The following is a 24684-nucleotide window of genomic DNA, read 5'->3' on the forward strand; positions in this document are numbered from 1 at the left end:
TTATAACTTGTTTTGATTTACCTACAAGGTCAATAATATGAATACTCAAATAATAATATGAATACGCAACACAAACGCAGTTTGCCGCGCAAGGGGCGCAGTCCCGGTAAAGCTTTTTGATTTAGTTTTATATATCAATAAACTTGTTTTACGTATTTTATGTATAAGAAAATAATATGACGGATTTTATACTAATAGTGTATTTTGCATGTTAGATGTTGATAAGGATTAAATAAAATTAATTATTATATTATAGATACTTATCATATAATTTTATAAATAACATATTTAAAGCGGAAGCCGCATGGCTTCCGCTTTAATTTATACAAATAATTATAATCTTCAAAAATGAGGATAAATAGTTTAATTCTTAAAAATAAAATTTATTGCAGAATACTTGTGTAAATACTGACTTATTTATATCTTGACAAGTAATACTGCATTATTATTTTCAATCTGTGTGATTAACAAAATCTGCTTAGTGCTAAAACGACAGTATTTATTCATGTTGCTATCCCAGCGTTTAAAATTTATATGAGCTGTTGAAGTCTATGATAAATTTTTAATCTTTGAATTTGAATTAACAATATAAATTCCTATACAGGTCAGCAGAAGCGAAACAACTCCGATTATGCTGAATGCTTGATTTTGTTCGCCCAAAAGCCATGCTGAGAGTATAACGCCGAAAATTGGGTTCATGAAACCAAAAACCGCCACTTTTCCGACAGGATTGTATTTCAGCAGTATTCCCCACAAAGTGTATGCTATCGAGGAAACAAGAGCCAAATAAATCAAAAGCATAACAGCTTGGGTTGAAACATGAGTAATCCGTCCACCACACAAAAATCCGATAATGGTAAGGACTATTCCCCCTGTGAAGAACTGATACCCGCTTAGGGTCACAGGATTCTCACGCTGTGAATACCGCTTTATCAAGCAGGATGAAAGCCCATAGGATAAGCAGGACATAAAAATAGCCCCCTCGCCGGCAAAACTGAAGTTTCCGTTTATTGCCGCGCCGCTTATATTGATAAGTATTACCCCGAGGAATCCGATAACAGACCCGAATATTTTTCGCGTTGTGAGCTTTTCGAATTTAAATAGAAGGCATGAGAAAAGCAGTGAAACAAAAACGTTTGAGGCGTTTATAATAGAAGCGTTTACGCCGCTTGTGTTAGCCAGCCCGATATAGTAGAATATGTATTGGAGCACGGTCTGAACCATGGCGAGCTTGAAAACATCGGGAATTGACGACTTTTGCGGTATTAAAATTTTGCGGCTCAATATACTGCCGAATAAAATTGTTAAAATTCCGGCGATAATAAATCTGATTCCGGCAAACAGCAGCTGGGACGCAGTTCCGCTTATTTCAAAAAGCGAATAGCCGATTTTTATACATGGAGCGGCGCTTCCCCATAAGAGACAGCTGAGCATAGCTCCGAAACAAATAGTGTAGGTTGATGTAAGTTTGTTTTTCATGTTTGATTTCTCTTTCTAATAAAATTTTATATTGTTATATTATAGCACCTGTTCCAACATAAAACAATTAAGTTAATATACAATTACTTATTTAGTACGACCATAATTTTTGTAAAATGTATTGAAATAAAAAATTTGAGTATTGGATTAATTCAAATAGATTACGAATCGGATTAAGGAAGGCAGAGAAAATAGAAAATTTTGAAGATTCTGCTGTTAAAGTAACGGAGGAAACAAACAATTTGATTAGTCTGTTATTGCAGAAGATGATATCGGTCCATTTATCAGACTGTACTGTTTGATATAAAAAATATTTCAGAATTTTTATAACCCAGGCAGAGTGTATGCTGTAAACGGTACTATTGTTTGCATAAACGGCGGAATGGTATTGCCGTCTGAATATAATGAAAAGGAAAAGTTATATATCCGGAAATGCAGCAGGTACTGATATATCTAGAATTATTGCAGCTGTGTTCAGCAGTGAGAATATATAAAAAGATTTGAAAGCGAACAAAATAAGAGCCGAAAAAATGAAGCGGAGCGGAAGATTAGCTGTGAATCCAGACAGAAAGAGTTTAAATAGTCTTTGTAAGAAATGCGGCTATAAACAGCCTATTTATGAAACTAAAATTGTTAAGTGAAAAAATCTATTGACATAATCGTGAGTTTATGATAAAATTTTTTTATCTGATACAGATATAGGGGAGCACCACCTGAGGTGCTTCCCTTTTTGTGTCTAAAATTAAAATCAGGAGGTTTTGTATGAAAAAGACAATAGCGTGGAAGATGGCGGTAGCAGGAGTATTGATAGCAGTATGCGTGGTTTGTTCGCCTCTCAGCATACCGGTTGGAGCTTCAAGATGTTTCCCGGTTCAGCATTTGGTGAATATTTTGGCGGCGGTTTTATTGGGACCGTTTTACGGAGTGGGAATGGCGTTTGTCACATCTCTGATAAGGGTCTTAATGGGGACGGGCACTTTGCTGGCGTTTCCCGGAAGCATGTGCGGAGCGCTGCTTTGCGGACTGGTATATAAATATTCCAAAAACATACCTTTAACGTGTATAGGAGAGCTGTTCGGCACATCAGTTCTGGGAGGAATCTGCGCATATCCAATTGCGGCTCTGCTTATGGGAAAAGAAGCGGTGCTGTGGACGTACATACTCCCGTTCTTTGTCAGCTCAGCAGGAGGAACTGTGATAGCCGCCGTAATTCTTTTTGCGCTGAAAAAGACAAAGGTGTTAAATAAGATGGGACAAATTTAAAAAACATTTGAATTATATAAAACGTTTCTTATCAAAAAATGGAACCTGTGTAGATTTTTCGGTTCCATTTTTGTTTTATTATTTTCATTATGACAAAGCGAAAATGTAAAAAGATCTTTAAAAATAAAGACCATTACTGATTATGCTGCCCTGTTGCAAGTTAATATAAAATATATTAACTATTGTCAGTTTCATAAAATTTTATGGTAAATACAGCGCCGTTTTTATTTTTGGCTGATAAAGTTCCATTCATTGATTTTATTGCGGTTTCGGCAATAGCAAGTCCTATACCGCTTTGTCCTCCTAAACCTTTATAAAAACGCTGAAAAATGTATGGCATATCTTTTTCTGCAATTCCGGGGCCATCGTCAGAAATTTTTATTGTCCGGATACGCGCACTGCAGCTGATATTTATTGATTTGTCTGCATATCTTATGGCGTTTGTCAGAATACTCATTACAGCTTTTCCAAACATCTCAGGATTCCCGGTAATTATAAATTTTTTATTATCTGTGTGAAAATTTAGCTTTATTTCACCGCATACCGGTTTTAGCTGGCGCAGTAAGTTTTCGATTACTTCAGTACATTCAAAGTCTGTTTTGTTTTCAAATCGATCTTTGCTGTCAAGATGAGATAAACATAGAATATTGTCTACCATATCTGAAAGTCTGTCGCTTTCTTCTAATATAATATCAGCGGCTTCAATAACTTTTTGGCTTTTAAAAAGTTTAGCTGATATCCCTTCGGCATAACCTTGAATTGACATAAGCGGAGTTTTTAGTTCATGCGATACGTTTTGAAAAAATGTTTTTTGCTCCGCGTCGTACTCTGAGAGCTTTTTTGCCATATGATTCATATTAGTCTCAAGACCTGAAAGTTCAGTTTCTTTTAAGTTCAGCATTTTAGGTTTAAATATTCCGTTTCCAATATCATTAGAAAAACTGCAAAGTTTATCTATCGAAAGTACCAATCCATTTGTAAGTCTTATTACTACTGCAGCCATTACAGTGCCGGTTAAAAAGAGCAGACCGAGCAGGACAAAATTAATGATACGAATTAAATCCTTAAGCTGCTGATTGTTTTTATAAAATATGATATTAATATCCTGTGAATATGGTTTTTTAAGTGTGAAATAATCTGTTCCGTCTAATTTGGTATGTTCAGGTTCGGACGAATTTTTATCCAAAAAATATAATCTAAGTTTATCTAACTCATTTTTGTCGTAAAAGAAAGCTGTTTGTTTTTCTTTATAATTATACATCTCGGGAGGCGGATAAATAAGGTCTCCATTTTTTGAATCAGTTAGGAAAAAGCTGATTGTTTTATTATTTTCATCTAATAAACTATAGTATAAGTTTAATGCGATTGAGGCGGCGTCAATTTCGGCCTTAGGCATATTAGTGCCGTCAGTGAAGCCGGATGGCTGTGTATTAGTGTTTTCAGGTATTTTAGTTGGTTTTTCGGTATCAAAATTTTCTTTGCTTTCAGAATATAAAAAATTTTGATTGTCAGCATAATTTTCAGAATATGTCCCGTCTATGTCTTCAGAATAAATAGCTGAGTAGGATTCAAAATTAGGAGAAAAGTTTTGAGAAATTCTATCCGCTGTAGCAGAAGCTTTATTTAAAGAATCTATAGATTCTCTTTTTATATGATATGATGTAATTATATTGAAAGAAAGAAACATTAAAATAAAACTGAGAACAACAGTTATAAGAAAAATTGAAAATATTTTTGTGCGTATACTAATTTTCATAGTTGATTCACCTTCAGTTTGAATCCGAAACCGCGAACTGTTTCAATAAAAACATTACTGCCGTAATCGGATAACTTTTTTCTCAGTCTTTTTACAGTGTCGTCAGTCACGCGCGTCTCTACCATGCTGTCGTATCCCCAAACTTGATTCAGTATTTCATCTCTCGAAACTGCCCGGTGTTGATTTTGAAACAGAAAGTCTAAAAATTCAAACTCAATTAATGTCAGCGGTATTTCATTTTCTGATATCAAAACCGATCTTTGTTTTGAAAGTAAAGATAGGTTGCCTAAAGTGATTTTATCATCTTTTAGCGCTTGCTGTTCCATATCTATCCGCCGAAAAATAGCTTTAACCCGCATAACAAGTTTTAACGGACGGAAAGGCTTGGTAAAGTAATCATCACTTCCGAGTGCCAGGCCGGATACATAATCGGAATCACTGTCACGAGCTGTCAGCATAATAATAGGAACATTAGAAAGCTGTCGGATTTTACTGCAAATTGCAAAGCCGTCGTTACCTGGCATCATTATATCCAATATTACTAAATCGGCAGGTGCTTTAAGGAATTTTTCGAATAATAAATCGCCTGTCTCAAAAACTTCTACCGCGTAACCTTCATTTTCCAGAAAAGACTTTAGCAGTCCGCGAATATTTTTTTCATCATCCGCCGCATATATTAATTTCATTTGATTCACCGCCTATATTCGTATTATATCATAAAATACTAAATTTTAAAGTAAGCAAAATCAATTGCCGCAAAACTGCCACAATTTTTCGGTGACTTTTCGTGATAAATTAAATTATACTTACTTTGTCATCAGGCAGAAGCCTGAGATAAAAATACGGCAAAGCCGAAAAAATGGAGGAATTACTTATGAAGAAACAAGTACTATCAGTAGTTTTAGGATTGGCAGTGACAGCCGCAGCGGGATCAGCTTTTGCCGCCGGAGCGGATAACCGTATGGAAACACTAAATCATGGTGAGTTACTCGGTCAAATAGTTCAAGACAGAGTTTTATCAATTTCTGAAGGAAAGGATAATGTTTTGAATGGTGAAAAAGCAGATATCTATGCAATTTTGGGAGAGAATGATAAGTTAACTGGAAGTGTTGCTGAGGATAAAGTACTATATGAAGGAGAAGGAACACAAACAGAAAATGAAAGTCAATCAGACAGCTATGCAGTATTAGAAGAAAATGACAAGCTAACCGGAAGTATTGTTGAAGATAAAGTAAAAAAATAGAAAGAGATGAGATTTTAGTTCCAAAATTAAAACAATAGCATATTAATAAGAGGGGGTAATTATCCCCTCTTTTATTTATCGCTTTTTAAGTAGAAAGTACTTTCAGTATTACTTAAAACAGTTTTGTACTTTTCTTAAAAAAAGTGATACTGAATTAAAAGAGCAATAGTGTAATAGAGTGAGTAATAAATTTGATTTATCAATCATAGCATAAATAATGCTTGAAGGCATTCTGATCTTTTGTTTTTATTATTTATACATAGTTTGAATTATGAAAAATACCTAACGGAATGAGAATGGAAAACTGTAAAGATATAGTATTAAATATAACGTAAGTTATTTTAAGTATTTTAGAAATATATTAATAAATAATATAATGCGGGAAGCAGAAGTAGGACAATAAACAACGTAAAAACGGGGAAAATCAGCAAATTTAAAAAATAAATAAAAAAAAGAAGAAAAAAGTCTTGACAAAATAATTTGTCTCTGCTATACTAAACAAGTTGTTCGAAAAGACCTATATGTTTTGAAGAACAAACATACATAACTTGATGAAGAAGCAATTTTTAAGTTTTAAAAATTTTTTCAAAAAAAGTTAAAAAAAGTCTTGACAAGATAATTTAAATGTGTTATTATAGTCAAGCTGTTTCGAGAGAAACAGAAAGCAGATGTTTGAAAAATAAATAGTGAAAAAGCGGTAATAAAGATACATTTAGATGTACTTATTACGACAATTGCACAAGGTAAGAAACTCGCAAGAGTGGAGACTTTGTCAATTCCAAAAAAGTTTTAGCGAACTTTACAAGTTGCAGCTGCGGAACAAAGTTCTGCGGGGGTTAAGAATAAATCAAAAGCTTGCTTTTGATTTAAGAGGAGCTGCTGCGGAGCGAAGAGCATAAATTTGTTTACAAATTTATGGGGAAAGCGAAGCGGGCTGCGACGAACGTTAGTATTCGATAAGAGCTAACAAACAATCGAGTATATTGGTAGACGAGAGTCTGGATATATAACAATATTAATCGAGAGTTTGATCCTGGCTCAGGACGAACGCTGGCGGCGTGCCTAACACATGCAAGTCGAGCGAGAAATTTTTAACGGATCCCTTCGGGGAGAAGATAAGGATGGAAAGCGGCGGACGGGTGAGTAACGCGTGAGTAACCTGCCTTTAGGAGGGGGACAACATTCCGAAAGGGATGCTAATACCGCATAAAATTATTGTATCGCATGGTATAATAATCAAAGATTTATCGCCTAAAGATGGACTCGCGTCCGATTAGCTAGTTGGTGGGGTAAAAGCCTACCAAGGCGACGATCGGTAGCCGAACTGAGAGGTTGATCGGCCACATTGGGACTGAGACACGGCCCAGACTCCTACGGGAGGCAGCAGTGGGGGATATTGCGCAATGGGGGAAACCCTGACGCAGCAACGCCGCGTGAAGGAAGAAGGCCTTCGGGTTGTAAACTTCTTTAAGTGTGGAAGATAATGACGGTACACACAGAATAAGCCACGGCTAACTACGTGCCAGCAGCCGCGGTAATACGTAGGTGGCAAGCGTTGTCCGGATTTACTGGGTGTAAAGGGCGTGTAGGCGGGTAGACAAGTCAGATGTGAAATACCGGGGCTCAACTCCGGGGCTGCATTTGAAACTGTATATCTTGAGTGTCGGAGAGGAAAGCGGAATTCCTAGTGTAGCGGTGAAATGCGTAGATATTAGGAGGAACACCAGTGGCGAAGGCGGCTTTCTGGACGATAACTGACGCTGAGGCGCGAAAGCGTGGGGAGCAAACAGGATTAGATACCCTGGTAGTCCACGCCGTAAACGATGGATACTAGGTGTAGGAGGTATCGACCCCTTCTGTGCCGCAGTTAACACAATAAGTATCCCACCTGGGGAGTACGGTCGCAAGATTGAAACTCAAAGGAATTGACGGGGGCCCGCACAAGCAGTGGAGTATGTGGTTTAATTCGAAGCAACGCGAAGAACCTTACCAGGACTTGACATCCCACGCATAGCCTAGAGATAGGTGAAGTCCTACGGGACGTGGAGACAGGTGGTGCATGGTTGTCGTCAGCTCGTGTCGTGAGATGTTGGGTTAAGTCCCGCAACGAGCGCAACCCTTACTGTCAGTTACCATCATTAAGTTGGGGACTCTGGCAGGACTGCCGGTGACAAATCGGAGGAAGGTGGGGACGACGTCAAATCATCATGCCCCTTATGTCCTGGGCTACACACGTACTACAATGGCTGTTAACAAAGTGAAGCAAAGCAGTGATGTGGAGCAAAACACAAAAAGCAGTCTCAGTTCAGATTGTAGGCTGAAACTCGCCTATATGAAGTCGGAATTGCTAGTAATCGCAGATCAGCATGCTGCGGTGAATACGTTCCCGGGCCTTGTACACACCGCCCGTCACACCATGAGAGTCGATAACACCCGAAGCCTGTAGCTTAACCTTAGGGAGAGCGCAGTCGAAGGTGGGATTGATAATTAGGGTGAAGTCGTAACAAGGTAGCCGTATCGGAAGGTGCGGCTGGATCACCTCCTTTCTAAGGAGACCCCTTGGTTCTGAGAAGAGTAACGGAAGCGGAGAGCGGAAGTAAGAGAGTAAGGCATTGAGCCTGAAAATTATGGAAGAAGGAAGCGGAAGGAAGTAACGGAAGTTAGCCAAGAAATCCTAAGGTCGATGATTGAGGAAACTCAATCTCAAAAGACTTTTTCACTATTTGTTTTTCAACCATCTGAGAAGATAGGTTGAGAAGATGTTTGAAAATTGAATAAAGAGAAGAGTAAGGAGTAATGATTAGAAATAATTATGAAAGATACTTTGACGTAGTATATGATACAGGTCATATATTACGGAAAAATGATGAGTATTTATGAAAATAGATACAAGATCAGGTTTTTTCAGAAAGAACGCGCGTATGAAGAGATTCATACAAGGGTAACTGGGAATGCAGCGACTAGAGATAGGAGCTGTAAAAAAACTATTCTAAGAAAGTATTAACAAAACTTACTCACATGATTAAAATTAATCGAAAGATTAATCGCTAAGGAGAACTAAATAGCGACCGTGAAATAGTAATATTTCACTACAAAGCGGAGCAAACAAGAGTTGAAACTCAGTACTCCCGCAAAACTTGTTTTGTGGGAAGAGGAGGAGCAACGAAGCGGTGAAGATTTACGGCGAAGCCGTAAACGGAACAGCGAAGTTTGCGACGACGAAGGTCAAGCGAAGAAGAGCACATGGAGAATGCCTTGGCATAAGGAGCCGAGAGGACGTGACAAGCTGCGATAAGCTGCGGGAAGGTGCAAATGACTATAGATCCGCAGATTTCCGAATGGGGAAACCCGGCAAAGCAATACTTTGTCAGCATATACTGAATAAATAGGTATATGTGGGGAGACCCGCTGAACTGAAACATCTAAGTAGGCGGAGGAAGAGAAATCAAAAGAGATTTTCTGAGTAGCGGCGAGCGAAAGGGAAAGAGGCCAAACCGATGGTAGTAATACTGTCGGGGTTGAGGACTGCGAAACGCATTCGGAGTTGATAGTAGAATTGACTGGGAAGTCAAGCCAAAGAGGGTAAGAGCCCCGTAAACGAAATTGACGAAGAGCGAGCAGGATCCAGAGTACTGCCGGACACGAGAAACCCGGTGGGAAGCAGGGTAGACCACTATCCAAGCCTAAATACTACCTAATGACCGATAGAGAAGCAGTACCGTGAGGGAAAGGTGAAAAGAACCCCGGGAGGGGAGTGAAAGAGAACCTGAAACCGTGTGCTTACAAGCAGTCGGAGCACGTTAAAGTGTGACGGCGTACTTTTTGTAGAACGGTCCGGCGAGTGTATGTATGTAGCAAGGTTAAGAGCTTAAGGTTCGAAGCCGCAGGGAGACCGAGTCTGAATAGGGCGAAAGAGTTGCATGTATACGACCCGAAACCGAGTGACCTACCCATGGACAGGTTGAAGCTAGAGTAAAATCTGGTGGAGGACCGAACCCACGTATGTTGAAAAATGCGGGGATGAGCTGTGGGTAGCGGAGAAATTCCAATCGAACTCGGATATAGCTGGTTCTCCCCGAAATAGCTTTAGGGCTAGCCTCGGATTAGTTTAGCGGAGGTAAAGCACTGAATGGGCTAGGGGGCGTATAGCTTACTGAACCCTATCAAACTCAGAATGCCGCAAAAATGATGTCCGGGAGTCAGACTACGGGAGATAAGTTTCGTGGTCGAAAGGGAAACAGCCCAGACCCACAGCTAAGGTCCCAAAATAGGTTTAAGTGGAAAAGGATGTCTAGTTGCAGAGACAACTAGGACGTTGGCTTAGAAGCAGCCATACATTTAAAGAGTGCGTAATAGCTCACTAGTCGAGTGAATAGGCGCCGAAAATTTAACGGGGCTAAAACCTATACCGAAGCTTGGGAATGTAACTTAGGTTACATTGGTAGGGGAGCATTCTATTATAGGGAGAAGCATGACCGGAAGGACATGTGGACGAGATAGAAGAGAGAATGCCGGAATGAGTAGCGAGAATTATGTGAGAATCATAATGGTCGAAAACCTAAGGTTTCTTGAGGAAGGTTCGTCCGCTCAAGGTAAGCCGGGAGCTAAGGCGAGGCCGAAAGGCGTAGTCGATGCACATACGGTAGAAATTCCGTAGCCACCGAAATTGTTAAGCACAGGGACGCAGGAACATAATCCAACCGCACCGATGGTCGAGTGCGGCGAAAGGGAGCGAAAATTAAGTAGCGAAGTGGATGATTGTACACTGACGAGAAAAGCTGTGTGTATTGATGAGGTGCCCGTACCGTAAACCGACACAGGTGGGTGAGGAGAGAATCCTAAGACCAGCGGGAGAAGTGTTGTTAAGGAACTCGGCAAATTGACCCCGTAACTTCGGGAAAAGGGGTGCCTGCTAGCGCAGCCGCAGAGAATAGGCCCAAGCGACTGTTTAGCAAAAACACAGGTCTCTGCTAAATCGAAAGATGAAGTATAGGGGCTGACGCCTGCCCGGTGCCGGAAGGTTAAGAGGAGGACTTAGCGCAAGCGAAGGTCTGAATTGAAGCCCCGGTAAACGGCGGCCGTAACTATAACGGTCCTAAGGTAGCGAAATTCCTTGTCAGGTAAGTTCTGACCCGCACGAATGGCGTAACGATTTGGGCACTGTCTCAACAACACACCCGGTGAAATTGTAGTACCGGTGAAGATGCCGGTTACCCGCGACTAGACGGAAAGACCCCATGGAGCTTTACTGTAACTTGATATTGGATTTTGGTATTGCATGTACAGGATAGGTGGGAGACAGAGAAGCACAGACGCCAGTTTGTGTGGAGTCAATGTTGGGATACCACTCTTGTGATACTGGAATTCTAACCTGCGGCCGTGAAACCGGTCGGGGGACAATGTCTGGTGGACAGTTTGACTGGGGCGGTCGCCTCCTAAAGAGTAACGGAGGCGTTCAAAGGTTAGCTCAGTACGGTCAGAAATCGTACGAAGAGTGCAAACGCAAAAGCAAGCCTAACTGCGAGACGAACAGGTCGAGCAGTAACGAAAGTTGGAGTTAGTGATCCGGCGGTAAGAGAGTGGAATTGCCGTCGCTCAACGGATAAAAGCTACCCTGGGGATAACAGGCTGATCTCCCCCAAGAGTCCATATCGACGGGGAGGTTTGGCACCTCGATGTCGGCTCATCGCATCCTGGAGCTGGAGTCGGTTCCAAGGGTTGGGCTGTTCGCCCATTAAAGCGGTACGCGAGCTGGGTCAGAACGTCGCGAGACAGTCGGTCCCTATCTGTCGCGGGCGCAGGAAATTTGAAGGGAGCTGTCCTTAGTACGAGAGGACCGGGATGGACGTACCACTGGTGTACCAGTTGTCTTGCCAAAGGCACGGCTGGGTAGCTAAGTACGGAAGGAATAAACGCTGAAGGCATCTAAGCGTGAAGTCCCCCCTAAGATAAGATTTCCCATTCTTTAAAAGAAGTAAGACCCCACGTAGACTATGTGGTTGATAGGTCGGAGGTGTAAGTGTGGTAACACATTAAGCTGACCGATACTAATAGGTCGAGGGCTTGACCTAAAAGACATAGGAAGTAAGGCGAGAGTTTTATGAACTATGTTGTGAGTAAGAAAGCTTCTTACTTTCTCTTTTCAATTGAAAAACATAATATATTAGTTTGTATAACATACACTTTTAAAAAAGTGTAGTCATATTTGGTGGCAATAGCGAGAAGGTCACACCTGTACCCATACCGAACACAGAAGTTAAGCTTCTCAGCGCTGAAAATACTTGGCGGGTGACTGCCCGGGAACATAAGACGCTGCCAAAACAATTTTGCAAAAGAGCAGATTTTTGTCTGCCCTTTTGCAGATTTTAAATATTCCTCTATAGCTCAGCTGGTAGAGCATGCGGCTGTTAACCGCAGGGTCGTTGGTTCGAGTCCAACTGGAGGAGCCATTTGGTCCCGTGGTCAAGAGGTTAAGACACCGCCCTTTCACGGCGGTAACAGGGGTTCAATTCCCCTCGGGATCACCATTTAGACATCTGAACTTTATAAGTTCAGATGTTTTTTTATTACCATTTTTATTTAGTCTCCAATAATCGGTTACATTTACGCAGTTCTAATAATTCCTGCTCCTCGGCGGAATGGTTATCTTTTTTACAGAAGGAGCAGGTTACTGCTGCTGCCTAAGCCATTTATTCAGTGGTGAGGTGGGGATATTATCTTAACGTAAGATATATCGTTTTCGCTTTACGTTATGTTATAGCTGAACCAACTTTTATTTGAATTCATCTATATAGGAACGGTTTTTTCCTTTTCTTAGCCCAATATAAGTAATCAGGCAAAAAATAAAGTCTTAAATTAGGTTGAGCTTAGCCTGTACTATTTTCGGCTGGAATTAGTTAATTATATAATTCAAAAAATTACTTAATTTTAGTCGGATTGTTTTATTGAGGAAATATATTATATAAAAATTATTTATAAATATTATTAGTGATATTATGAAAAGTAAAAATACAATAATATTTTATTAGATTGTTTTATCACAGAACATTAAAATATTATTGACAGAACTTAAGACAGGAGTTGTTTAATTGTGTCTTTTGAAGGATTTGTTTAGTTAAGCTGTAAGCTGAAAAATAAGTTATTTTAAAGAAAAAATATTATGGAAACCAACAATAGATATTATTAGAAACAGCACTATTGCTTTACATATCAATTTTATATAGGTGTCTTTGAATAAAGTGTGTAATTAAAAATTTAATTTATATTAAAGCTTGTATTTGTTGTTTAGCATTTTAGGCTAAAATAAGTAGTCTAATATATCAATTAATCAAAGTTTTAATTCTATAGAATTAATAATGTTATAATCAAACTTAATTTAAAGTTTATATATAGTATTTTTTATATTACAAATTTAATAGTTAAATAAAGTATATAACAAAATATAAATTAATTATTTTGTTTATTACTAATAATAGTATATCAGTTTAATATGACAAATTATAAAAAAATAATATATAGTGGTTTAAAATAAAAATAGAAGATTATATTATTTCTATTGATAATGCTTGACAAAATTGTTGTAAAATAGTATTATTTGTATGAAGATATTATTCGTTTTATGTATGATATGAGAATTATATTTGCATTAAGCAGGAGGTATTAATATGAAATTTGGCGAAAAGGTGAGGAACCTGCGTAAAAAAAATAAAATGAGTCAGGGTGAATTGGCGGTTGCTATTGGCGTATCTCTGCGTACTGTTCAGAACTATGAGAAATCGGGTATGCATCCCAAACAGCGTGATTTGTATTATAGGTTAGCCGAGGTTTTGAATGTGGATGTGAATTACCTGTTGACAGAGGACGAGGAGATTATTTTTGACGCTTATAAAAAAGGCGGCACAGGTTCTATGAGAGATGTTGAGGGGCTAATAGAAGGCGTATGCGGATTGTTTGCCGGCGGAAGTTTGCCGAGGGAGGATATGGACGCTGCTATGAAGGCTATTTCGGACGCATATTTTTCCGTTAAAGATGAAAATAAAAAATATACACCTAAAAAATACATAAAATAATTTTTATAAATATAGTAGGACAGGAGGTTGAATAGCTTGACAGCTGAGGATATCTATTTGAAAACTAAAAAGCTGATTCGGTCTTCCGGTAGTTCTGACCCATTTGAGATTGCCAAGTATTTAGGAATTATGGTAAGAACAAGTTCAGATTTTTCAAAATTGTGCGGTATTTATACAATAATTTTACGTAAGCGTGTTATAATTTTAAATAATAATTTGTCAAGAGAAAAGAAGAGGATTGTTTTGGCTCATGAATTAGGGCATGATATGCTTCATAGAGACCTGGCGGAAAACAGAACGCTTCAGGAGTTTATGCTGTATGATATGACGGCAAGACCTGAATATGAGGCTAATATGTTTGCTGCTGATTTACTAATTTCGGATGATGAGATTTTGGAACTTGTTAATATATACAATTATGATGTTAATCAAACTGCCAACGCTCTTGATACGGACAGTAATTTGGTTGGAATTAAAATTGAAAGTATGAATCACAGAGGATATAAATTTAAGAGTGATATACAATTTAAAAACAACTTTTTGTAACTGCTTTATTTATATTTTTATTTATCTATAATATCCTGTTTAACTTCGAATATAATAATTGTACTGATATTTGTACGTAATTTTTATTGTCGTTTTTTATAAATCTTTTCTTAGAATTAGACAATATTATTTTTTCATATACTGATTAAAATCGGTTAGTTATGTAAAAGTGCAGTTCATAGTTGATTAATTTAAGGTAAAAAGCAATGTTTAATCTTATAGGATAGTTTTTGGTTATTTGAGAACAAAGATTCTGATACGATAAAAGTGTCTATACTTTGGGGTTCACTTCAAGTATGGACATCTTTTATTTATTTAGAGTAAAGTATAATATCGATGATTTTTATATTTTGAATATGTAAGAATTAACAGCCAAAGAATTGAAATTAACACTTTTTGACTAAAAGTTTACTTGTTTTGACTATCATTTAATCAGAGTATTTGATAAAATATGTTATGTAATAATAAGAAAGGTTTATTAATGTTGATATAAACAGTATATCTTGTCTGGATTGATAAGAGTTATGACTGTTTTACTTATATATTTGGACAGGTGTTGATTAAATTATACCCTTCTGAATGAAGCTGTTTTTGCCGGAGCCGCTCTAACTTTGGCATACAGCTTCAATTCAGCACCTGTAAATTAATTTAAAACATAATAATTATTTATTCTGTTTTGCAGACAGATATATTATTTTTATCTATGATTTGATTACCTGACAAATTATTAAGACCTTTATAACTGATAAATAATTAAAATTATTTATAGATTTCTTCCCAATTAAAACCCGTCAAGACAATGTTGTCCTGACGGGTTTTTTATGTTTAAAATTATCAAATGTTTGAGTTAATTTGATTGCAGTAGTTATTTTATAATTAAGAAATATGTTAAATATTATGAAATATAATTGCAATATCGTTATTGACAAGTGCATTATAATTGCATATAATGTATATGTGAAAATTAGTTGCGTATTTGGTTTTTTACAGATGGGAGGATATGCGGTAATGAAAAGTGCAGGTATGAAAATAGACAGAACTAATGAGAAAATCATATTGCATAGTGATATGAATAATTTTTATGCTTCGGTTGAGTGTATGCTAAATCCGAATCTGCGAGATAAATATGTAGCTGTGTGCGGCAGGCAGAGCGACAGGCATGGCATAGTTTTGGCAAAAAATGAAAAGGCAAAATCTATGGGCGTCAGCACGGGGGAACAAATTTGGAAAGCCAAACAAAAGTGTCCAAATTTAGTGGTTGTTGAACCGCATTTTGAACTTTACATGAAATATTCTAAATTAGCGCATGAAATATATTATAAGTATACGGACCTTATTGAACCGTTTGGTCTTGATGAGTGCTGGCTTGATGTAACCGGCAGCACGCTGTTGTTTGGAAACGGTCATGAAATAGCTTGTAAAATTAAAGAAGAGATAAAGGAGACTTTGGGTCTGACAGTATCTATAGGAGTCTCATTCAGTAAGATTTTTGCAAAACTTGGCTCTGATATGAAAAAGCCTGACGCCGTCACTTGCATAACGAGAGAGGGGTATAAGGATAAAGTATGGCCTCTGCCTGCATCAGAAATGTTGGGAGTGGGTAGGGCAACTGCGGATAAATTACTTCATCACGGAGTAAGTACTATAGGTGATATAGCCAACGCAAATCCTGACCATTTAAGAAATTGGCTGGGGATAAACGGTGTTAAACTATGGAATTTTGCCAATGGCAGAGGGGGGACTCAAATAGCTCCGTATGAGTATATACCGCCGGTAAAGTCGGTTGGAAACGGTATAACCTGCGTTGAGGATTTGAATGATGAAACAGAGGTATGGAAAGTAATATTTGAATTGAGCAGAAAGGTATCAAGACGTCTGAGAAAACAAGGGCTGATGCCGGAAGGGATTGCGGTCGCCATTAAAGACAAAGACCTGCATTATCAGGAATTTCAAATGAAGATGCCAAAACCGTCATATAGTGCGTTTGGACTTGCTGAAAAGGCTTTTGAGCTTTTTAAACAGCATTATGAATGGAAACAAAGCGTTAGGGCTGTAACAGTTCGGGCTATAAACCTTGTGTCTGAAAAAGTTGATGTTCAATTAAATATGTTTGAAGATATAAATAAGGAATTAAAGCGGGAAAGCTTAGAGCGTTCTATTGAATATATCAAAGATATGTATGGAGAGAACTCCGTTACTTACGGAAGTTTACTGGGAGATATAAAATTGCCGGCGGCACACAAAATCAATACGGTGATGCCGAATATTATGTATCAGTAAATTGATAAGATTTAAAGATTATTAAAAATACGGATTTCCAATGGAAAATCCGTATTTTTTATTCTTTGTAAAGTTCGCTGATATTATTTTTATATTCGCGTGGCGTCACACCATAAATTTGTTTAAAAGCCCTATTAAAGGTTCGCTGGCTGGTGAAACCGGCACAGCCGCAAATGTTTGTAATGCTGTCGTCGGTTGTCCTCATGAGACTTGCTGCATATTCTGTTCTGAGCAGCGCAAGATAGTTTCTAAAACTAATTTTTATACGGTCTGAAAAGATATGTGAGATGTAATATTTACTGACGGAAAACTCATCTGCCAATGTCTCGATGGAAATATCTTGTTTAAAATTTATAGTCATATATTGTATTATTTTTTGGGTAAGACTCTCAACGGGTATATGCTTGCCGTGTTCCAAACTTATTTTTTTCATAATACCTGACATTATAATCAACGACCAACCCAACTTTTCGGGGAAAGAGGTGCAGTCGGCAATCTGCTGAAACGCCAGTTTTGTTGTTTCATCAACATCAGTAATAATCGGATTTTTAGGGCGTACGGAACTCATATCCGGGAACATTCCGTTAAACAGCTTGGGACTGCATATAACCAACACCTCATCAGCAGGTCTGACTTCATTCCGATAATAGTAATGCACAATATCGGGAAATACAACAGCGGCCTGTCCGGATTTGATTTCATATTCTATACCGTCAATATCTATATGTTGACCTTCTTTAAAAACGTATGCAATTTCAATGTACTCATGCAGATGAGCATGAAAACGGATTTCACGGTAATTGTGAATTACTGTTAAGTCAGAAGGCTGTATTTCATAAAACGGTACCATATCAGTTCCTCCATATCCAAATAGTAAGCAGCATTTTTTGACTACTTTTTTATCTTTACTGGCTTTTATTATATCTTATATTATGTTAGAATACAAGTAAAATACAGAATTTGTTTATAGAAAATCTTTCATGTCCTTTAGCAGGATAAAAAAGTAAAATAGAATCAATCCAAATATTTATCTATATTTAACGGAGAGTTTTAAATGATTTTTACAGTTAAAATCTTGGTCGATAAATTGTCTCATGCAAAAAGATATATTAATAAATTTGAGTTGATAAAAATTTAAACAAGCTTATCAAATAACTAATAATTTAAGCAGCTGAAGTTTCATGAAATTTACATTAAATATTGAGTGATACAGTAGTTTAATATTTGTAGAGTTTAATTAATAATTTTAACAGAATGTATTATTGTTAAATTATTCTTGACAAAAGTTATAAATAGGTTATAGTTTTGTTATGTGACATTTTATGGTTACTTTTACGGAATTGCGGTTACTATTGGCTGATAAAGATATATTTGAGTAAAATCGGAGGAAGAGATATATGTTAAGAATGGAAAAAAAGTTAAATGACAGTGCAGAAACTAATTCTAGTTTGACTGAAAATGAAATTGATATTTCAGGGAGTAAAAATATACTTCCGTATCAGGATTCACGTCTGTCTTTTGAGGAGCGTGCGGCGGATTTAGTAGCTAGGATGACTCTGGAAGAAAAAGCTGCGCAAGTATCAAATATGTCAGAGCCTATACCGCGTCTTGGAGTCAGCGAATATAACTATTGGCGCGAGGGGCTGCACGGAGTTGCGAGACAGGGAAAGGCCACTAGTTTTCCAACAAGTTTGGCGATGTCTAATACTTGGAACCGCAAGTTAATTTATAAAGCTGCAGATATAACGGCAACGGAGGCAAGAGGCAAAAATCCAAAGACAAATTTGTCTTATTGGAGCCCAACCATTAATATGGCAAGAGACCCGCGTTGGGGAAGAAATGAAGAGACGTATGGCGAAGACCCATATTTGACGGCGCAGTATGGTATAGAATTTGTTAATGGAATGCAGGGAGACGATACAAGATATCTTAAAACGATAGCCACTATAAAACATTTTATTGCAAATAACTGTGAAAAGGAGCGCCGAATGGGCTCGTCGGTTATGGATGAAAAAACACTTAGGGAATATTACGGCAGAGCCTTTCAGGATATTGTTGAAAAAGCCGCTCCGGCTTCAGTCATGAGTTCATATAATGCAACTACAGTATACAGGAACGGAGAAAAGATTTTTGATTATATTCCGTCTACTGCAAATCCGTACATATTACTTGATTTATTAAGGAAAAATTGGGGGTTTAACGGTTATGTCACAGGGGACTGCGGAGCCTTTGGAGACTTGAACAATACGGCGGCGTATAAAAAAGCCCTGTTTACTGATGAAGATATAAATAACGTTCCTCAGTATGCAACAATAACTAAGGGATTTTTGAACGGCGCGGATACGGACTGCGGCAATGCCGGCGTTCAAAAAAATGTTTTGGACGCTGTAAAAAATGGATATATTACTGAGGACGATTTGGATATAAATATTTACAGATTGTTCCTTCAGAGAATGCGGACAGGGGAGTTTGATTCCGGAGTAAAATATTTCGAAATCAAACCGGACGTTTTAGAAACTTCTGAACATGTGGCTGCTGCGGAAGAAGCGGCGGAGCAGTCCTGGGTGCTTTTGAAGAATGATAATAATATTTTGCCTTTGAGTAATGGAATTAAAAATGCGGCGCTGGTGGGGAATTTGGCTGACGAAGTTGTTTTAGGTGATTATTCAGGGTCGCCGGAACAAACAGTCACTCCTTATAATGGTATTGTAACAGAATTAAGGAGAGTAATGCCTGATGTTAATGTAGATTATCTTGGCGGAGCTACAGACGAAACCAAATTAATGAATATAAGAGGGTTGTCGTTTATACTTAAAGGCGGCGAAGAACGAAAGATAGATTTATCTGCTGCCCTGGTTTCAGGCGGTATTACGCTTAATGGAAGTTTGATTGAAGATATTACTAGAAAGGGTACCGCCGTATTTAAAAATATAGATTTCAGTGATGTTTTAAAAGTTAGGGCGGAGGTATCAACCGGGGACTTAGCGGGAGGAAAGGTAAAATTATGTTATGGCGATGGAGGACCGCAGGTGGCCGAAGTTGTCAGCGTTAAAACTAACAGCTTAAATTCGTTTAAAGACTGTATAGGCGAATATACCGGAACGTCCGGAGGGTATTGCGGAACGGAAGATTTATATTTATCTTTTGAGGCAAACCAGGAGGAATTCTCGGTAACCAAATATAAGGAGAAGCTGGACTCGGCGGATGTTATAATCGCTTATGCAGGGACTAATCTTTCAGATTCGGCAGAATCGTATGACCGAAAAAGCATAGACTTGCCTTTGAGCCAGTCGCATGTTCAGGCTTTAACATCAGCGTATCCGGAAAAAACTATAGTCGCAATGCAAACAGTCGGGCAAGTAAATGTTGAACCGTTTGAAAAGGACGCCCGTGCAATAATCTGGACTTCATACAACGGTCAAACTCAGGGAACCGCTCTAGGAAAAATATTATCAGGGCAGGTTAATCCGTCAGGTAAGCTTACTGCCACTTGGTATAAATCTGAAGATTTGGAACTTATGCCGATTGAAACAGAAGGGGTAAAGGGAGAAGACGGTATAACAAGATATTTTAATGATTATAACATACAAAGCCGTTCGGGATTTCCGGGGCGTACATATCAATATTATAGCGGTACGCCGGTTTATCCGTTTGGGTTCGGTTTGAGTTACACGGATTTTAGATATTCAAACATAAAATTATCTGAAAGATATATAAGTGCTAATGAAAAAATAAAAATTTCGGCCGATATAGAGAATGTTGGTACAGTATACGGGGCTGAAATAGTTCAGCTTTACGTTTCTGTTCCGGGGGCTGACGGAGAGAATAAGCCTAAAAAACAATTAAAGGGATTTGAAAGAATAGAACTGCTGCCCGGAGAGATTAAGAGTGTTTCGTTTGAGCTTGATATTTCTGAAATGTCGTTTTTCAGTGAGAAGGAACAAAAAGCCTATGTCTTAGAGGGAAAATATAAGGTGTATATTGGCAGAAATTCTGCTGATGAATCTTTAGCAGACGAGTTCAGTGTTTCCGGAGAGCTTGAAAGCAAGTTGAAAACCGTATCTGTTCTGCCCAGCGGTATAGCGATACGCGGATTAATAAACGGGCAAGGCGGAGAACTTGAGCAAATAAGCTCTGTAACAGCTAATCTGTCTGTTGTTATGACAGACGAGAAAATTTTGGATATATCAAAGGCGAAAGTTTCTTATAAAAGTGGTAATGAGACGGTCGCTGCAGTGGATGATAGAGGCGTTGTTAAATCCGGTCCGGTTTCAGGAGTCACAATGATAACGGCCGAAGTTACTGTGAATAATGAGACCAAATCGGTTGAGTTCCCAATAGTAAATATACTTGAATATAAGGCCGGAACTAGTGATAAAAATAAAGCGGTACAAGAATTGACATACGAAAAGAATTTTTATCCTAAAGGAGCGTTTTCAGATAATAATTGGAATAAGTTAGAAGCAATATATGATTCCGCTGTCAAAGAGATAGAATCAGCGGTCAAGTATACAGATATGACCAAGATATTGGCTGAATCAATTAAGAAACTGCGTTCGGTGGAAATGGATAATATTGAAAATCGGTATACGATAGCTTCTAAAAATCCCAATTATTTGGTTGATGGAATAATAGATTACCGCATGGGCGGAATACCCCCATATATAACAAGCAAAGACGGAGTTTCAGGTACAGTAAATACTGAAAATCCTTATCATGGTATTGAACTTGAGGCTTATGACGGCAATAATAAGATTGACAGTAAAAATTTAATTTGGCAGATAGAAAAATTGGACAGTTCAAAGCGTGATTCTGCAGAAATCAACAGAAATACAGGAGAACTCACGGTAATGACCGGAGGTCTTGTGAGAGTGCGGGTTATAGATATATCAAGTTTAGTTGGCGGAGAAACGCTTATATATATTAATACTCAGATTGAGGCTGAGGACAGTGACAGTGTAGAAAATAATTTCGGCGACAACAGAAGCGGAGCCAGCGGCTCAGCTCAAAGGGCCAACAGTACCGGCAATACAAGCGTGAACTGGCTGGAGTATAAGGGAATAAGGCTTCAAAATCTAAGGAAAATTACTGTGAGGTATGCGCTTAAATCCGGAAGCGTCAACATAAAATTCAGCGTGAATAGAAGTGCGGCTCCCAATTGTATTTTAGCAGAGAATATTTTAAAAGAAACAGGCGGAAGTGAGATTTGGAAGGAAGCTGTATTTAAAGTTAACAGTTCAGTGTTGTATAATGCTTCTGTAGACGGGAACGGACTTTCATCGATATTTCTCCAAGCTAATTCTGCAAATATAGACTTTTTTAAGCTGGATTATGAGGAATATGACGGAGGTCTTCCATATAGTATTGCTGAGGTTCATGACCGGGAAAAAGGTTTGATGTCGGTTGATATAAAGTGTTTGGGCAGCGGTTTCCCTTCGGGCGTTTTAAAAGTGTATGCCAGTGAGGAAGTCTCAAAGGAAATTAAATCTATTGAGGTGACAGGAGGGGGCAGGTATGATATCTCCACAAATTGTAAATACGGGGATTCTGTGAGTTTTTGCGTATATAATATGAATACAGAAGCGTCTGATATATTTAACCATACTTACAGAAAACCGGCAGAAAGGAAAGTAAAGGTATACAGCGGTGATAACAGGGCGTATACGGTATTGTTCTGCAACAATCGAATGGATAAACTTCCTGAGATTGATTGCATTACAGGATATGGCACAGTTTTAAGAAGAGAAAAAAAGAAGTTTAAATATGTATATGGCGACAGAGAATACGTCTTTTCAACTGCCTGGCAGATAGGTGACGGAAGCGAAACCGAAAGCTGCTTGTTATACAGACCAAAATCTGAATGTTATATTACGGTTCTGTTTGACGGCAATGGGGGAAGAGACAGGGAACTTTATATTGTTCAAGGAGGAACAATATTGGCTGGCGGAAAATCATATCCTGAATGTAAATCTGATGTAACGGCAAAAATATCTGATATAACTCAGCCTGTATACGTATATGGCAACGGCGGAAATAAAAATATTTATGCTGTTTTTGTAGAATATATAAACGGAATTGATGAAAGTAAAACTTTTGAGACAATTCAGAGTGCAAAGTGGGGAAACGGTTTTGCAAAATTGGAAAAAGAAAGCGTCACGGGAAAAACCAAATTGTCTTCAAGCGGCTCAGGTTCCGTATGGTCGGAAGTAAAGCTGGATTATTTTGCGAAAAGTGATGTTGAAGAAATTCAAAACCCGCTGAAAATAAATAGTATTGATGAGTATAAAGGCCGCTTATATGCCGGCTGCGACAATGGAATAATGTTAATATTGCCGTTGTGTCAAAAATGTTATCAGCTGAAAAAAGTTTGCGGTTTTGATATTAAAGATATAAAAATAGACGGCGGAGTAATGAATATAACCGGCGATACAGAAAGTAAGACAATAAAAATGGTATCGCTGGGATCTGATAGAGTTGAACCGGAAGAGGCAATGGTGCTGCGGTCAAACGGAGCAGTTTTGGCGGACGTTCGTGAAGAGTATGAATATAAGGAATCCCATATCCAAGGAGCGGTTAATATTCCATTAGACAGTATAGAGAGTTTGTTGACGTATGGAAGAAATACGATAATTATATTTTATTGCCTAAATGGGTTTAAAGCAGAATTGGCTGTAGAAAAGGCAAGAGCTATGGGATTTGAAAATGTGTATAATTTAGGCGGCGCAGATAAGCTGATATAAATAAGATATAAAACGCAATTAGTTGGTTTTATGAAATAAAAGTAATTTTATATCATTTAAATAAAAGATCATAAAATTTAACTTAGTAAAAGTTGTTATTTATCTTGCGCCCGACTTTTACTTGATATTAGAAAATAATAAATTTTGGCAATATTCAATATGTTTGTAATTTTCTGCATACAAAAACCTCCTATGACAGTTTCATTGCATTCTGTTATAGAAGGTTTTTTCCATCTATTTTTAATTAATTCTGTTTTACCCCTGTCTCTTTGTTTTATTTTAAATTTTTGGAATTTTACTCTGCATAATCAGTTGAAGTTTTGGTATTAGGAACTGTGCTGTTTTGCTGAATATTTATAAGTTCATCGTCAAATGTTGTTCTAAGTTCTGCGTTTCCGCTAATATAGGCTGATCTCAGGTTGTATAGAGTGCCGTCTTTTTTAAATTCGTTAAGTTTCTCATTTATCAGTCTCAGCAAATCAGAATTTCCTTTTGAAACCGCTATACAAAATTTACGCTGATTAATATTTGTCTCTTTTATAGTAAACTTTCTATTTTGATTTACAAAAGTTTCGGCAATTTTGCTGTCAGTAAACAATACATCGGCGCCGCCATTTAAAACCGCCAGTTCTGCCTCGGCCTCGTTCCTATATTCTTTAATATTTGCCAGACCAAGATTATTAGTTAAATAATAACCTGAATCGCTGCCGGAAACAACAGCAACGTTTTGTGCATTTTTAAGACTGTTTATGTTGGTCACATCAGTATTGTCTTTATATGTTATAATTGATGAACTGAGAGTAATATAAGAATCAGAAAAATCGACTTTTTGGTGTCTTTCATCAGTTACTTCAACAGCTGAAATTACCATATCAGATATTCCGCAGTTAAGAGAATCAAGCAGAGAATTTGATTTCATATTTTGAAAAACCGGTATTCTGTTCATTGATTCTGAAAGTTTGTATCCTAGTGCCATATCAAATCCTAAATAATTCCCTGAATCGTCTATATATTCAAATGGCTCATATCCGGCGGTAAAAGCAATCCTTATTATAGAATTATCTTTAACAGTCAAAGCTTTACTGTCGCTGTTTGAGGAGCGGGCTGGCTGTGTGCACGAAGTAAGAATAAAAGCATACATTATGGAGAGAGCGCATAAGATAATTACTGCGCTCCTGAAAACTACGCTTAAAATTCTGTTTTTATTCTTTTTCATCATCCTTAACACCTCACAGAAAGCCAAAGTAAATATATTTTAATTATATATTATTTAATATTAATAATCAAGATGATTATTTTATTGAGTTT

Annotated in this window: 11 protein-coding genes, 2 tRNA genes and 3 rRNA genes; 11 read left to right on the forward strand and 5 right to left on the reverse strand. The window is 37.7% G+C overall.

Annotated elements, in window-relative coordinates; translation table 11 throughout:
* Positions 1 to 549 precede the first annotated feature (549 nt).
* Complete coding sequence (locus B9O19_RS07700; RefSeq protein ID WP_102365875.1) at positions 550 to 1479, reverse strand: DMT family transporter; 930 nt, start codon at positions 1477 to 1479, stop codon at positions 550 to 552.
* Positions 1480 to 2241: 762 nt separating this feature from the next.
* On the opposite strand from B9O19_RS07700, the gene thiW reads away from it, so the two are divergent.
* A complete protein-coding gene (gene thiW, locus B9O19_RS07705; protein ID WP_102365876.1) occupies positions 2242 to 2742 on the forward strand; it encodes an energy coupling factor transporter S component ThiW in 501 nt (166 codons plus the stop codon).
* Positions 2743 to 2917: 175 nt separating this feature from the next.
* On the opposite strand, the gene B9O19_RS07710 is transcribed toward thiW, so the two are convergent.
* Complete coding sequence (locus B9O19_RS07710) at positions 2918 to 4498, reverse strand: sensor histidine kinase (RefSeq protein WP_102365877.1); 1581 nt, start codon at positions 4496 to 4498, stop codon at positions 2918 to 2920.
* On the reverse strand, positions 4495 to 5184 hold the full coding sequence (locus tag B9O19_RS07715) for a response regulator transcription factor (protein WP_102365878.1): 690 nt from the start codon (positions 5182 to 5184) through the stop codon (positions 4495 to 4497). The genes B9O19_RS07710 and B9O19_RS07715 overlap by 4 nt, the downstream gene beginning before the upstream one ends.
* A 188-nt stretch (positions 5185 to 5372) precedes the next feature.
* Here B9O19_RS07715 and B9O19_RS07720 point away from each other — a divergent pair, with 188 nt between their 5' ends.
* From B9O19_RS07720 to B9O19_RS07760, 9 genes are all read left to right on the forward strand, one after another.
* Positions 5373 to 5741, forward strand: coding sequence for a hypothetical protein (locus B9O19_RS07720; protein ID WP_102365879.1), 369 nt, complete (start codon positions 5373 to 5375; stop codon positions 5739 to 5741).
* Positions 5742 to 6756: 1015 nt separating this feature from the next.
* Positions 6757 to 8287: ribosomal RNA gene (locus B9O19_RS07725) — 16S ribosomal RNA — on the forward strand.
* A gap of 677 nt (positions 8288 to 8964) precedes the next feature.
* A 23S ribosomal RNA gene (locus B9O19_RS07730) occupies positions 8965 to 11812 on the forward strand.
* Between the two features lie 133 nt (positions 11813 to 11945).
* A 5S ribosomal RNA gene (rrf, locus tag B9O19_RS07735) occupies positions 11946 to 12062 on the forward strand.
* The 16S, 23S and 5S rRNA genes sit together here with 2 tRNA genes alongside, the layout of an rRNA operon.
* A gap of 52 nt (positions 12063 to 12114) precedes the next feature.
* A tRNA-Asn gene (locus B9O19_RS07740) sits at positions 12115 to 12190 on the forward strand.
* 3 nt (positions 12191 to 12193) lie between these two features.
* A tRNA-Glu gene (locus tag B9O19_RS07745) sits at positions 12194 to 12268 on the forward strand.
* Between the two features lie 1137 nt (positions 12269 to 13405).
* On the forward strand, positions 13406 to 13810 hold the full coding sequence (locus tag B9O19_RS07750; protein WP_102365880.1) for a helix-turn-helix domain-containing protein: 405 nt from the start codon (positions 13406 to 13408) through the stop codon (positions 13808 to 13810).
* 36 nt (positions 13811 to 13846) lie between these two features.
* Positions 13847 to 14356, forward strand: coding sequence for an ImmA/IrrE family metallo-endopeptidase (locus B9O19_RS07755; RefSeq protein WP_245862904.1), 510 nt, complete (start codon positions 13847 to 13849; stop codon positions 14354 to 14356).
* A gap of 1008 nt (positions 14357 to 15364) precedes the next feature.
* Positions 15365 to 16636 carry a DNA polymerase Y family protein gene (locus tag B9O19_RS07760; RefSeq protein ID WP_245862905.1) on the forward strand — a complete coding sequence of 424 codons (1272 nt, stop codon included), beginning with the start codon at positions 15365 to 15367 and terminating at the stop codon, positions 16634 to 16636.
* 58 nt (positions 16637 to 16694) lie between these two features.
* On the opposite strand, the gene B9O19_RS07765 is transcribed toward B9O19_RS07760, so the two are convergent.
* Positions 16695 to 17486 carry an AraC family transcriptional regulator gene (locus tag B9O19_RS07765; protein WP_102365881.1) on the reverse strand — a complete coding sequence of 264 codons (792 nt, stop codon included), beginning with the start codon at positions 17484 to 17486 and terminating at the stop codon, positions 16695 to 16697.
* A 547-nt stretch (positions 17487 to 18033) separates the two neighbouring features.
* Here B9O19_RS07765 and B9O19_RS07770 point away from each other — a divergent pair.
* Positions 18034 to 23376 (forward strand): glycoside hydrolase family 3 C-terminal domain-containing protein, encoded by a 5343-nt coding sequence (locus B9O19_RS07770; RefSeq protein WP_102365882.1) that lies wholly within the window; start codon positions 18034 to 18036, stop codon positions 23374 to 23376.
* A 295-nt stretch (positions 23377 to 23671) separates the two neighbouring features.
* Here B9O19_RS07770 and B9O19_RS07775 read toward each other — a convergent pair whose 3' ends face one another.
* Positions 23672 to 24592 (reverse strand): substrate-binding periplasmic protein, encoded by a 921-nt coding sequence (locus tag B9O19_RS07775; RefSeq protein ID WP_158648950.1) that lies wholly within the window; start codon positions 24590 to 24592, stop codon positions 23672 to 23674.
* Positions 24593 to 24684: the final 92 nt, after the last annotated feature.

Origin of the sequence: Monoglobus pectinilyticus (assembly GCF_002874775.1) — a bacterium.
Lineage (GTDB): Bacteria > Bacillota > Clostridia > Monoglobales > Monoglobaceae > Monoglobus > Monoglobus pectinilyticus.

What these genes read in the sequence shown, in the direction of transcription:
- B9O19_RS07700 (WP_102365875.1), bottom strand. Translation starts at nt 1,479, where the DNA reads ATGAAAAACAAACTTACATCAACCTACACTATTTGTTTCGGAGCTATG.
- thiW (WP_102365876.1), top strand. Translation starts at nt 2,242, where the DNA reads ATGAAAAAGACAATAGCGTGGAAGATGGCGGTAGCAGGAGTATTGATA.
- B9O19_RS07710 (WP_102365877.1), bottom strand. Translation starts at nt 4,498, where the DNA reads ATGAAAATTAGTATACGCACAAAAATATTTTCAATTTTTCTTATAACT.
- B9O19_RS07715 (WP_102365878.1), bottom strand. Translation starts at nt 5,184, where the DNA reads ATGAAATTAATATATGCGGCGGATGATGAAAAAAATATTCGCGGACTG.
- B9O19_RS07720 (WP_102365879.1), top strand. Translation starts at nt 5,373, where the DNA reads ATGAAGAAACAAGTACTATCAGTAGTTTTAGGATTGGCAGTGACAGCC.
- B9O19_RS07750 (WP_102365880.1), top strand. Translation starts at nt 13,406, where the DNA reads ATGAAATTTGGCGAAAAGGTGAGGAACCTGCGTAAAAAAAATAAAATG.
- B9O19_RS07760 (WP_245862905.1), top strand. Translation starts at nt 15,365, where the DNA reads ATGAAAAGTGCAGGTATGAAAATAGACAGAACTAATGAGAAAATCATA.
- B9O19_RS07765 (WP_102365881.1), bottom strand. Translation starts at nt 17,486, where the DNA reads ATGGTACCGTTTTATGAAATACAGCCTTCTGACTTAACAGTAATTCAC.
- B9O19_RS07770 (WP_102365882.1), top strand. Translation starts at nt 18,034, where the DNA reads ATGTTAAGAATGGAAAAAAAGTTAAATGACAGTGCAGAAACTAATTCT.
- B9O19_RS07775 (WP_158648950.1), bottom strand. Translation starts at nt 24,592, where the DNA reads ATGAAAAAGAATAAAAACAGAATTTTAAGCGTAGTTTTCAGGAGCGCA.